This is a genomic window from Microcoleus sp. S13_C5 (assembly GCF_036700845.1).
Classification (GTDB): domain Bacteria; phylum Cyanobacteriota; class Cyanobacteriia; order Cyanobacteriales; family Microcoleaceae; genus Microcoleus.
Genome location: NZ_JAUBPR010000067.1, coordinates 1 through 13417 on the forward strand (window position 1 = coordinate 1; position 13417 = coordinate 13417).

The following is a 13417-nucleotide window of genomic DNA, read 5'->3' on the forward strand; positions in this document are numbered from 1 at the left end:
CAAACCTTTTAAGTGGACATATAAGGGTAAAGTCTTGGCTGTCTAATAGTCTGTGTATTTACGCCGAGGTGTACTAGCCAAAAACTCAATCAGCAATTGATTAACCTCAGTTGGACGCTCTTGTTGAATCCAGTGTCCGGCACCCGGCAACAAAACCTTCTTCTTCAAGTTCGGCACTGTTTCCCCCATTCCATCAACAGCGTCTCGGTTCATCGCAATTACCCCGTCTTCCTCCCCTGCTACAAACAGTGCAGGCTGGCGCAGCTTCGCCCCACTCAGAAAAGCTGTTAGTGCCCAGGATCTGTCCAAGTTCCGGTACCAGTTCAGCCCGCCTCGAAAACCTGTTCGTTCAAACTCGCCGGTAAAAAAGTCGATATCTTGTTTGGTTAACCAAGCAGGAAGCCTCTCTGGCAGGGTGCCAGTGTCAAGAAACTGCTCAGACTTACTGAAGAGAGGGCGCCATCGATGCTGGGGCGGTGCGTCTCCCGAACCCGAGTAGAGTAAGATGCTTATCGTCTTGCGGACATCCGCTTCGAGTTGGGCCTCGGCTAATCCTGGTTCCTGGAAATACAACTGGTAAAACTGCTGGTTTTCGCCTACCATGCGTTTCAGCGCTTCGGTAGGACGGATGGAAGTCCAAACTCTTGGCTTGTAAGGGACACTCAGCAGAACGATCGCCCTAAAAATGTCGGGTCTTAACAGGGCGCAATACCGGGCAACAACAGCCCCCCAGTCATGACCCACGATGACGGCCCGTTCTTGATTGAGGGCATCAACAAGACCAACAATATCTGCGGTTAATTCGAGAATGTTGTAAGCTTCGATAGGTTCGGGTCGATCGGTTTGACCATAGCCGCGTTGATCTGGCGCTACGACGTGGTAACCTGCCTCGGACAGTGCTGCTAGCTGGTGCCGCCAGGAATACCAGGATTCTGGGAAGCCGTGGCACAAGACGACTAACGGGCCGGAACCCTGTTGGGCAATGTGCATCTTGATACCATTTGTATTGATGAATCGATGCGTTACTAGCGCCATAGTTTAATCACTAACTCCGAACACTTATAGGGCTTGTGTGCTTCTAACGCTTTCTTTGTACCAATTGGTGTTCTGGATTAAAGTATGGCTGCACCAATCCGGATCGGTGAGGGGATAGTCCACTCGGTAATGACCGCCGCGGCTTTCGGTGCGAAACGCAGCACTTTTGACAATTAAATAGCCTATATCCAATAAATTGCCAACTTCTCCCCAATTTCGCAAAATCGAGCTAATCTCCGCATCAGCAGGCGAAAAATCAATAATTTGTCCGGGCCGTAAATTATTAAGCGTTTGACTCAAAGGCAACGAAGCAAATTCTTGCCGCCAAATCTCAAGTTGGACGATCGCACTTTCCAAATCCCGCTGTCCCCGGCAAATTCCCGCACTCTGCCACACCAAATTCGGCAATTCGACCCGCAACTTTTCGATCGCCTCAATGTCCTTTTCAGAAATCGATTTTTCCAAGATTTCCCCTGCATCTAACTCATCTGTGAGTGCCTCGGGCCTTCCACCTTCTAGCTGCAAAAGTCCCATCTGCGCCCCAAAAACCAGACATTCCAGCAGCGAATTGCTTGCCAACCGATTAGCGCCGTGTACCCCCGTGCTCGCAGTTTCTCCCACTGCGTATAAACCCGGAATCGAAGTTTGGTTAAACTTGTCAGCGACAATTCCTCCCATCCAGTAATGCGCCGCAGGCGTCACCGGCACTGGTTCGGAAAAAATATCAATTCCCCAATCAGCGCACACTTGAATAATATTTGGAAACCTGTAGCGCAGTCGATCGACCGCAATCGGGCGCAAATCCAGCCAAACATGAGGTTCCCCCGTCTTCTGCAAGTGGCGGAAAATAGCGCGACTGACAACATCCCTAGGGGCGAGTTCCCCGCTGGGGTGAGAGTCAAAAGCAAAGCGATATCCCTTACTGTCAACCAAATGAGCTCCTTCTCCCCGCACCGCTTCGCTAATGAGAAACCGAGGCGCGCCCGCTGTACTTAGCGCCGTCGGGTGAAACTGCACAAATTCTAAATCTCGCAGCAGCGCCCCGGCGCGCCACGCAATTGCCACCCCGTCCCCGGTACTTACCGACGGATTGGTCGTTTGAGCAAAAACCTGTCCCCCGCCGCCTGTCGCCAGCACCACGGCTTGGGCCCGCAGCCACTTGACTTGTGACCCGCAAATCGAGCTAATCCCCTGACAGCGCCCAGTTTCGTCTAGCCACAGACTCAAAGCAAAGGCAGGAGATACGAGTTGAATGTTTTTGCGGCTCAATACTTTGGCTGTCAGCGTACTGATAACGGCTTTGCCCGTAGTGTCGGCGGCGTGGAGGACTCGGCGGCGGGAGTGGGCGGCTTCTAGGGTGAGGGCTAAATCTGGGCCCGTGCGATCGAATGCAACGCCCATTTTCACCAGGGAGTCAATGCAAGCACCAGCTTCCTCGACTAAAAATTTCACCGCCTCCAAATCGCAAAGACCGGCTCCTGCAGCCAGTGTATCCTGAACGTGCAGCGCTGCGGAATCTTCAGGGGCGATCGCCGCGGCAATCCCTCCTTGAGCCCAATCGCTGGCAGAAACAGGCAGGGTATTTTTATTGATCAAGCCCACGTGCAAATGCTCTGGCAGGCAAAGTGCTGTGTACAAACCCGCCGCGCCAGCACCTATTACCAATACGTCAAATTTGTCAGTCATAAGTCTGCCGCCAGTCGATTTTAGATTTTAGATTTTAGATTTTAGATTTTAGAATTGAGTCTACAGATGAATCGGGGGACTTGAACTAATGTCAGTCAAGGGATTTTAGATTTTAGATTTTAGATTTTACATGAATCAGGGGAACCCGCTTATTTCAATCTAGCGAATTTTTGCAGGCTTTTGCTGAATGATGGTTGAAAGTAAGCGTTCAGAAATTAAAGGCAGAAGTCATCAGCCTGTAGAAAAAAATCTTTTCTTTCTGCCGAATGCCTTCTGCCCAATGACTTCTGCCTTCAAATGAGACCTGCTGCTACCTAGTCGTAGAGACCATTATTCAACCGGTTGTCTCCTTCAATAAAGACTGATTCAACATCAGTTACGGTGAATTTGTCCATGTTAGCTTGCAGCACTTTTTTCTGAGCTTCCGTCAAGTCTGAAATATTGAGTACGTCCTCAACATTTTCGTAAGGAGCATTCTTAATAATTAGTCGAGCTAGAGTGGGATACAACCCTCGAAATTCCCGAAAGTCCCGGACGGCGCTGTTGTTCAAATCAAGTTTTTTGCCGTATTCTGTGGCAAGCTTCTCATCGGCGCGATTGGTTCTAGCCGGAGCTTCAACAGCTAGGAGCGAGGATGATGGCAAGACGATACGGCTTAATGACGCCGCGATCGCGCTTTGGTCTCCAGCCCATGCAAAGCAGCCCAGCACTAAGCCCAATACTGCCAATAGACGACCCAATCGTTTCATGAAGTTTTGTCTCCCAATTTCATACACAGCATTTATGTAGAGACTACCATTTTGCTTATGCAGTTTTTCAGATAAATCCGCAATAGGTAGAGGGGTGTTATAAACTTTACATTTCGGTATTGACAACGCGGACGATATATGATACATAATGACAGACTTTTAAGCATCGCAGGCAAATTTATCAAAGGCACTCCAAATTAAAAACTCGGACTGCCATTTTCAAGGGTTAATTTTTGCCCTGCACCCAATTTTCTAGCTATCGAGAAGTCTTTCCTTTGCTTTTGAGAAAAGCGTTCAAGTCAGCATAAGTACCGCCGTAAGCCACGCTGGGATTCTCGTAACCCTTCAAAGAAACGGTGTGCTCCTCGAAAGCGCCCTGGGCCCCCAATTGCGTCAGGTATTTGTAGGTAGTTTGTCCCACAGCGATATCCTTGCCGAGTTGCTTGGTGCAAGATTCCAGGCGAAATGCTGCGTTTACAGTATCTCCCAAGGCGGTATAGTCCGATCGGTCGCTGCTGCCAGAATTTCCCACCATTGCATAACCGGTATTGATGCCGGCGCCGACTCGCAAAGGAAAAGGCAGAGGGTAACGGCTGCTGAGTTCGTCTGTTGCCTTGTGCAGTTCGCTCAAAGCTTGGCAAATCCGCATCATTTCCTCGCTGCTGACATCGCTGGTTTTGTGGAACCAGACGGCCATGATGGCATCACCGATGTATTTGTCCACCCAACTGCCGTGTTCGCGAATGATCTGTCCTGCTTTACGGAACCAATTGCCGATAACTTCGGAGAGCAGGGTTTCGTCTAGCTGCCTAGTCAAAACTGTAAAGTCTCGGATGTCCATTACCATGACGCTAATCAGGCTACGCACAGTCAAAGTCGCCGTAAAATCTTCAGAGTCTGTCTCGTGTATGGGATCGTGCCGGTGGCCGGCGGTTGGGTTGTAGAAGTCCAATTCGGTTTGACCGAAAATAATCCGATCGCCATTTCTGAGAGTTACAGGAATACTGACCCGCCGCCCGTTGACAAAGGAACCATTGCGGCTGCCCAAGTCGATCAGGTAGAACTCTCCTGTCTCCATTTGCTGTAACATCGCGTGATTACGGGAAATCCAGCGATCTGTCAGTACAAAATTATTGTCATCGCTCCGCCCTACTGTCCAGCAATTGCTGCCGGAGAGCGGCAAGTAGCGATTGCCGCCTTCTGTGCGAAGTACCATATGTGGATTGGGTTGCACTCGTCACAACAGTCCTAGAAACGACACAAAATTAACCGATTTGAGATTTGAGACTTCAGATTTGAGATTTTTTAGTCCATCGTCGATGCACCTAGCCCCTCCTGCAGGATTTCAGAACCATAAATTCGATCGAGCGAGCGAAGGTATTTATGATTCGATCTACCAAAGCAGCCAGTAAAAACATACTGTCTACCAAGATTGTACCTGATAATACTGCCTGCCCCGGAGCGGAGACAACTTTTATTTATTTTGATGGGCAATAAAAAAGTGGGAAAATGGCTCTCTGGCTAGGCGGCTAGCGTGTACACACAAGTCCGAAATCTTGCTACACAATTCCTGAAACCCAAGTTTCGCATGAATCTCAGAAAGGAAGCTTATTTTCATGAATTTTAAGTTATTGATTCGGCAAAACGAGAAATCAAGATTCTAGGAAACAGGGTTTCTACGATATGGGTCAGCGCTCAACTTGTCTGTACACGGTAGAGCTAGGCGGGGGTAGGGGGTGTAGCCTGGTATGCAGATCCAGAGTTCTGTGCACTACTCCCTCTGGTGTAAGCTTCCAATTTCAACCGCAACAGCCGATGATCGTACCGAAGACTTCCTTAATAACTGATTCTCTCAGTATTTTTACTTAATAATCAGAGATTGAGCCACCGCCCTCAACTCGAAATAACCGATGTGACAGTTGAGGGTGCGGAAGGGAATTATAAATTTACCTAAATTTTCCTTTTATTCCGGATGAACATAGTTAGGTCTAGTAAATTATGTAAGCCTATACTACGACCAAAAGTTTGGTGTCATTGATTACTAGCTTTGCAAGCAAAATAAAGACCGTAAAGCACCAGCAATGGCTACCTAATCAATGCTTAAAAGCCTACAGAGCGTCGTGAGCTAGGTTGGTAATAACTTATTTATCAAGGTTTGTAATGAGAACCCTAGACAAATTCTGCATTCATAATTTAGTAGAATCTCAAGTAAGGCAAACACCAAATGCTATTGCTGCTATTTTTAAAACCGAGCAAATAAGTTATCAAGAATTAAATACTAAAGCCAATCAATTAGCACATTATCTGAAAAGCTTAGGGGTTAATTCAGAGACGCTGATTGGAGTGAGCGTTGATCGATCGCTGAATATGTTAATCGGACTTCTGGCAGTCTTAAAAGCCGGTAGTGCTTACGTCCCTCTTGACCCAACTTATCCCGAAGACCGGTTAGCTTTTATGTTGGAAGACTCCCAGCTTCCGCTACTACTTACCCAAACCCATCTTCTCAGCTCCCTACCTAAAAGAAATGGTATTCGAGTGGTATGTTTAGACTCAGATTGGCAAGAAATTGAGCAATTCAGCCCAGACAATTTAGATAGTGAAGTCACACCTGATGATTTAGCCTATACAATATACACCTCGGGTTCAACGGGTAAACCAAAAGGCGTGCAAATTATTCACCGTGCTGTAGTCAATCTTCTGCTATCGATGAAACAAGAACCAGGATTGACAGAGCGAGATGTACTACTAGCAGTCACTACGATATCCTTTGATATTGCTGTTTTAGAACTTTTCTTACCATTAATAGTTGGTGCTCGCGTTGTGATTGTTAGTCGCGCAGTCGCCATAGATCCAATTAAGTTATCTAAAACAATCACTGAATCTGGCGCTACAGTCATGCAGGCAACTCCTGCAACCTGGAAAATGCTATTAGCCGTTAATTGGCAAGGTAATCGCAATTTAAAAATTCTTTGTGGAGGAGAACCTCTCAATCGACACTTAGCTAATCAATTGCTAGAGCGAAGTTCCTCCCTTTGGAATATGTATGGGCCGACTGAGACAACTATTTGGTCAACCATTCATCAGGTAGAAGCTGGTGAGGAAACCATACCAATTGGTCGCCCCATTTTAAATACTCAAATTTATCTGTTCAAGTATCCACGCCCTTCTCACAACGAGAATCTTGAGCTGGTTACTGATGGATCTGATGGAGAGATTTACATTGGTGGTATGGGAATAGCGAGAGGTTATCTTAACCGTCCAGAGATAAATCAGGAAAGGTTTATTGATGATACTTTTAACAATGAACCGGGCGCTCGTCTTTATAAAACAGGTGACTTAGCTCGTTATCTTCCCGACGGTAATATTGCCATTATTGGGCGCAGTGACTACCAAGTAAAAATTCAGGGACACCGAATTGAATTAAAAGATATTGAAGCAGCCTGCTTCGATATTCCTGCGGTTAAGGATGTGGTAGTCGTTGTTAGTAATGATGCTCAGAGACACGATTACTTAGTTGCTTATGTTGTGCTGAATTCACAAGCATTAAAGCAGAGTTCAGCAGGCTTCCGAGCAATGCTAAAAGAAAAATTGCCGGAGTACATGATTCCTGCGCTTGTGGTCTTTATGGATGCTTTGCCATTAACACCTAATTGTAAAGTAGATCGACAAGCACTACCGGCACCAACTCTGGATAATGTTGAAAATTTTGTTGCTCCACGCACGGAAATAGAGAAACAATTGGTGGAAATTTGGACTTATGTTTTAGGAGTGCAAATTGGCATCCATCAAAACTTTTTTGAGTCAGGCGGAAATTCATTACGCGCCGCCTTATTACTAAATCGAGTATCGCAAGCTTTCCCCGTGGAATTGTCTTTAGATTGCCTGTTCAAATCTCCGACAATTGCTGGATTAGCTGAAGTAATTGAGGCTGTGCAGTCTTCTGGATCGACGGCAATTTTTGAAACAAATATTGCTGACTTATCGGCTGATGCACTCTTAGATGAAACTATTCACCCATTGACAATTACCAGATTTAGACCGAAGCACATTTTATTGACAGGGGCAACGGGTTTTGTTGGTGCTTTTCTATTGCATGAATTGTTGCTGCATAATCCCCAAGCGACTATTTATTGTTTAGTTCGTGCTGATAATTTGGAATCCGCGACCTCTCGACTGCGTAGCACTCTACAAAATTACGAAATTTGGGAAGAAGAATTTAGTAGGAGAATTATCCCCCTAATTGGAGATTTATCAAAGCCATTCTTGGGACTATCGACACCAAATTTTAGTGAATTAGCAGATGTCGTTGAAGTGATTTATCACTGTGGTGCTTATGTCAATTTGGTTTACCCCTACACTGCGTTACGGGATGCCAATGTGGGCGGGACAAAGGAGATATTGCGTCTAGCCACCATGACTAAAATTACACCTGTCCACTATATTTCTACTCTGGATGTCTTTCAAGCGTCGAACTATGATGGTATGAAAGTAATTGCCGAAACAGACGATTTACTTAGTGCTGAAGGATATTCCGATGGTTATGCTCAAAGTAAATGGGTGGCTGAAAAATTAGTGATGGCTGCCCGCGATCGCGGTTTACCAGTTTCCATCTATCGCTTGGGAATGGTGACAGGTCATAGCAAAACAGGTGCTTTTCAACTCAGTAATACGATTTGTTTGATAATCAAGGGCTTGATTCAATTAGGGTATGGCCCTGAATTAGATATCAAGATGAGTCTCGCTCCTGTGGATTATATAGTTCAGGCGATTCGGTATTTATCGCATCAACCAGAGTCTCTTAACAAGACATTTCATGTATTAAGCCCCCATGTATTACCCATGAACGAACTTATCTTGAATCTTAACACCCTTGGTTATGCCCTCCCTTCTATTCCTTACCCGCAGTGGCAGGCAAAACTACTCAATATGTCTCCAGACAATGCTTTAACTCCGATGGCTTCTCTATTTGTCAAAAAAATATCTCATAGCCAAAAAACTTTTATCGAGACAACATCTTTTGTCTATCAAAAGTTTGACGACCGCAACACTCAGGATGGACTGGTCGGTACTGATATTCTCTGTCCTCCCATTAATGAAGCCGTATTAAATGCTTATTTATCCTATTTCCATCGTCAAGGTTTTCTGTGATATAGTAAAACTAGATAATGATTGGTATAAATATTGTAGAGTCGTAAGTCCTACGTACCCATTTATGGGGGGAAATAGGGTAATTACTACAAATGTCTCACTTTTAATTGAGATATTTTAGAGAAGAAGAGGTTGACAGAGTTTGATTATAATTGGCTGCACATAAAAAATGAAAATAAATTTGTTCCACACATTAAAACCATCTGGCTCTATCATCTCCCAAACTCGTAACAAAAAAGACCGCTCCCAAGAATCCCTGACCAAACAAACACTCTTGAAGATAGCTTTTGGCATGGGGATGGTTGTTGTCGCATCCACCGCTATTAGCTATTTCCAAATAATCTCACGGATTACTGCTAATTCACTCACGCAGTTAGAGCAATACATAAAATTACGCTCCAAACGCGAAAGAGCAATATTTACCTTAGCTGAAGATAACCATAAGTTGCTCAAACAAGCTTTATTAGAGCAACTAAAAGCAGAAGCAGATCGCGACCCAAAAGCTGAGTTCGATCACAACTTTGTCAAATATCCAGATGGCTCAATTCGCAATCGCCCTGAACTGTTTAAAATCGACAAGACTGGGGGCTTGTTCCTAGGAAAAAATGTCGATGTTAATACTGAAATGCAGCGACGAATAGTTGCTTTCTATAAAACAATAAATGCTTATGGCCCAGCATGGCGCAATCGCTTTGCTAACACCTATACGCAAATTCCTGAGAATGGTATGATCATGTATATGCACCAGTATCCCTGGTCGCTAAAAGCACCTTCTAGTGAATCGTTCCGCGTCACAGATGATGAGTCATTCCAAATTACCCGCCCTATCTACGATCCAGAACGCAAAACAGTCTGGACAGGTATTTATTACGACCAAGTAGCTGTAGCTTGGATGGCATCCTGTGTGACACCATTAGATGTGGATGGTAAGCATATTGCTACACTCGGGCATGATATTTTAATAGATGATTTGCAAAAACGCACTATTAATGAAGGACTGAAAGGCACATACAACATGATTTTTCGAGCCGATGGGCGGCTAGTAGCTCACCCAGAACTTATGCAAAGTATTCAAAAGGGAAATGGACAATTCTCCATCGCCCAATCAGGAGATGCTCATCTGCGGCGAATTTATGAATTAGTCAGGACTGATAAACAGGAAAATATGATTATTGACAATCCTGACTATGATGAATACTTGGGTGTTACTAGAATTGATGAGCCAAATTGGTACTTGGTCACAGTTTTCCCCAAATCTCTGCTGACGCAAGAAGCCTTAGCTACTGCTCGCATGATTCTAGTGCTAGGGCTAAGTGCATTACTGATTGAAATTATTATTGTGTTCTTAATTTTACGGCGAGAAATTTCTACACCCCTCAATAAATTAATGGCTGCAACAGAGAGTATTGCTGCTGGCAATCTTGATGTTCAAGTTAATGTAAACCGCCAAAATGAATTGGGTCGTTTGGGATATTTATTTAACAAAATGGCTCAGCAAGTCCGCGAGTCTTTTGCCGCGCTGGCAAAAACTAATGAGGAATTGGAACTGCGAGTTGAAGACAGAACTGTAGAGCTTAAACACGCGAAAGAAGTTGCCGATACTGCTAACCGTGCTAAGAGCGAGTTTCTAGCTAATATGAGCCACGAACTACGGACACCTCTCAATGGTATCTTAGGATATGCCCAAATTCTCCAGCGCTCGAAACACATAGTTGAGTCAGATCAAAAAGGAATTAATATTATTAACCAATGTGGCTCCCACCTACTGACTCTGATTAACGATATCCTTGATTTTTCTAAAATCGAGGCCCAGAAAATGGAAATATATGCTACAGATTTTCATTTTCCCGCTTTTCTGCAAGCAGTCGTTGAAATTTGTCGGATTAGGGCAGATCAAAAGGGACTTGATTTTATCTATAACATCGAAGGTCAACTCCCAGTTGGAATTTTTGCGGATGAAAAACGATTGCGACAGGTATTGATTAACTTATTAGGCAATGCTATTAAGTTTACGGAACAAGGTAGCGTGAAATTTATAATTACTTCAAAACTATTGGAAGATGAGGTTAGGCAACTACCTTTGTATCGAATTATATTCCAAGTTGAAGATACGGGAATTGGGATATCGAGCGAGTATGTTAAAAATATCTTTTTGCCCTTTGAGCAGTCTGGTACTATAAAGAAGCAATCAGAAGGGACTGGACTAGGATTAGCTATCAGCAAAAAGATTGTTGATATGATGGGCAGTACCTTGGAAGTTGAAAGTGAATTAGGAAAAGGTAGTGTTTTCGGGTTTGAGATAGATTTACCCGAAGCTAAGGAATGGGCAAAAAATTCTAAAACTTCTGAGCAGGGTGTTATTATTGGTTTTAAGGGCGATAAGCCCAAAGTTCTAGTAGTAGATGACCATTGGGAAAACCGTTCTGTTATTGTCAATTTACTCAGCCCTATTGGATTTATACTTTATGAGGCTGAAAATGGTCAAGAAGGACTAGATAAAATTGCTGAGGTTCAGCCCAATCTGGTTATTACGGATATTGTTATGCCGATTATGGATGGCTATGAAATGGTTAAAAGTTTGCGAAAATTAGCATCATCTGCTAATTTATCGGTTATCGTGTCTTCAGCCAGTGTATTCGAGTCTGATCTGCAAAAAAGTATAGAGATTGGAGCTAATGAATTTTTGCCCAAACCTATCCAAGCTGATAGCCTGTTACATACGATCAAATCTCTCCTGAAATTAGAATGGATATATGAAGAGAAATTACAACCGCAAAGCACAAGAGAATTGACAAAAGAAGTGGTTGAGATTGTGCCACCTTCGCATGATGACTTGCTAATATTGTATAATCTTAGTCGTAAGGGATTGATTAACGATTTACTACAAGAGTTGACGAGGATTGAACTGATAGACAAGGAGTTTATCCCTTTTATTGAAAATCTGCGCGAATTTGCTAAAGCTTTCAAGCTTAAACAGGTGCGAACTTACATAGAGCAATACCTAAATACTCCCTAGCCCCAAAAATGTTGTAAATTTATGTATCCCATCCCCAGTAAATTATGTATGACTGAAAACTCCGACAATCAATCTATTTTGATTGTAGATGATAATCCCAATAACCTAGAAGTTCTAGCCCGCATATTGACCGACGTGGGTTATCAAGTTTCCGTTGCTATTGATGGTGAAACTGCGATTGAACAAGTAGAATATCATCCGCCCGAACTAATTTTATTAGATATAATGATGCCGCCTGGGATTGATGGCTTTGAGACTTGTCGGCGATTGAAAGCGAATCCTTTAACCTGCGAAATTCCCATAATTTTCTTAAGTGCTTTATCTGATTCAAATAATAAAGTCAATGGATTATCTGTAGGAGCCGTAGATTATATTTCTAAGCCTTTCCAAAGTGAAGAAGTTTTAGCTAGAATTAGAATTCATTTGAAATTATATAATTTAACTAAAAAACTAGAACAACAGAAGCAACTCCTAGAAGAAAAAGTTGAATTACGGACTGTGGAATTATTAGCAGCTAAAGAAGCAGCCGAAGCAGCCAACATTGCCAAAAGCCAGTTTCTCGCTAACATGAGCCATGAGCTCCGCACCCCTCTCAATGCGATTATCGGCTATAGCGAAATGTTGCAAGAAGAAGCCCAAGATTTAGATCAAAAATTTTTTATCCCTGATCTGAAAAAAATTAACGGTGCAGGCACACATTTACTTGGACTAATTAACGACATTCTTGACTTGTCGAAAATTGAATCGGGGAAGGTTGAACTTTACTTAGAAACCGTTGATATCTCAGATTTAATTAGGGAAGTCATCACGATGATTAAGCCACTGGTGGAGAAGAATGCTAATATATTGGTAGTTAACTGTGAACCGAATTTGGGAGATATGAAAACCGACTTAACTAAGGTACGTCAAAGCTTATTTAATCTGCTTAGTAACGCCAGCAAATTTACCAAAAAAGGCATAATTACTATTAAAGCAGAAAAAAGATATAGAAAATCTGGAATAGCCGATGGAGAAGAACAGAAATCAGCTATTCCCTATATTTTATTTAAGGTAAGTGATACTGGCGTTGGCATAGATCCCGAACGAATGGAAAAACTGTTTCAACCATTCACCCAGGCTGATGCTTCAACTACACGACAGTATGGGGGTACTGGATTAGGGTTAGCAATTACTAGAAATTTGTCTCGAATTATGGGTGGAGATACGTTGGTTGAAAGCGAGGTGGGTAAGGGTTCTACTTTTACTCTTATACTGCCAGCAGAAGTAATACTCCCAAAGTAAAACCAGTGTTCATCATTGCACTGTAAGAAACAATTTTGAGAAAATTGCCTATTTGACATCCGCCCATTCTTATGACCATCAGCGATTTTTAAGAAATCGGGCAAAACAGCAAGAATCTGTGGCGTATCAAATTCAATTCCAGCAGAAATGTTTTGAATAATTTTAATAATTTTTTAGCAGACTCCGAATCGGATGGATTAAGGTATGTTGTTCTGTGATTAACTATTGGTGAGGAGTGTAGGCCACCACTAAGAGTAAAAATCCTCTATGCTAGAGTAGTTGGTAAATGCCATAGCTCTCGTTTTTGACTGCTTGGTTGTGGCAATCATTGCGAAATTTATGATAATTTCTCAAATGTTTAAAACGAATTTTATTTATTGTGACCGTCTTGTGATAGCTGAGAGATTGGCTATTTCTTGCCTGTCCAACTCGTTGTCCAGCTAGGAGTGAAGACCACAAGCAGGACGGCAAAAAACAACCCTGGCTTTCATCCCACCGCTAA

The 13417-nt window shown here is 43.4% G+C and carries 7 protein-coding genes; 3 read left to right on the plus strand and 4 right to left on the minus strand.

Annotation, left to right across the window (positions count from 1 at the left end; genetic code table 11):
• Window positions 1-42 precede the first annotated feature (42 nt).
• From QUA04_RS17820 to QUA04_RS17835, 4 genes are all read right to left on the minus strand, one after another.
• A complete protein-coding gene (locus QUA04_RS17820) occupies window positions 43-1035 on the minus strand; it encodes an alpha/beta hydrolase (protein WP_333258764.1) in 993 nt (330 codons plus the stop codon).
• A 24-nt stretch (window positions 1036-1059) separates the two neighbouring features.
• The gene (gene nadB / locus QUA04_RS17825; RefSeq protein ID WP_333258766.1) at window positions 1060-2721 is read right to left on the minus strand and encodes an L-aspartate oxidase; all 1662 of its coding nucleotides are present in this window, start codon (window positions 2719-2721) and stop codon (window positions 1060-1062) included.
• Window positions 2722-3035: 314 nt separating this feature from the next.
• On the minus strand, window positions 3036-3470 hold the full coding sequence (psbU, locus tag QUA04_RS17830; RefSeq protein WP_333258768.1) for a photosystem II complex extrinsic protein PsbU: 435 nt from the start codon (window positions 3468-3470) through the stop codon (window positions 3036-3038).
• Window positions 3471-3726: 256 nt separating this feature from the next.
• Window positions 3727-4686, minus strand: coding sequence for an adenylate/guanylate cyclase domain-containing protein (locus tag QUA04_RS17835; RefSeq protein WP_333258770.1), 960 nt, complete (start codon window positions 4684-4686; stop codon window positions 3727-3729).
• Between the two features lie 944 nt (window positions 4687-5630).
• Between QUA04_RS17835 and QUA04_RS17840 the strand changes: the two genes are divergently transcribed.
• The 3 genes from QUA04_RS17840 to QUA04_RS17850 all read left to right on the plus strand — a co-directional run bounded on the left by QUA04_RS17840 (window position 5631) and on the right by QUA04_RS17850 (window position 12915).
• Window positions 5631-8618: an amino acid adenylation domain-containing protein gene (locus QUA04_RS17840; RefSeq protein ID WP_333258772.1), complete on the plus strand. Its 2988-nt coding sequence runs from the start codon at window positions 5631-5633 to the stop codon at window positions 8616-8618.
• Between the two features lie 169 nt (window positions 8619-8787).
• The gene (locus QUA04_RS17845; RefSeq protein WP_333258774.1) at window positions 8788-11634 is read left to right on the plus strand and encodes an ATP-binding protein; all 2847 of its coding nucleotides are present in this window, start codon (window positions 8788-8790) and stop codon (window positions 11632-11634) included.
• A gap of 48 nt (window positions 11635-11682) precedes the next feature.
• Window positions 11683-12915: a response regulator gene (locus tag QUA04_RS17850; RefSeq protein ID WP_333258776.1), complete on the plus strand. Its 1233-nt coding sequence runs from the start codon at window positions 11683-11685 to the stop codon at window positions 12913-12915.
• Window positions 12916-13417: the final 502 nt, after the last annotated feature.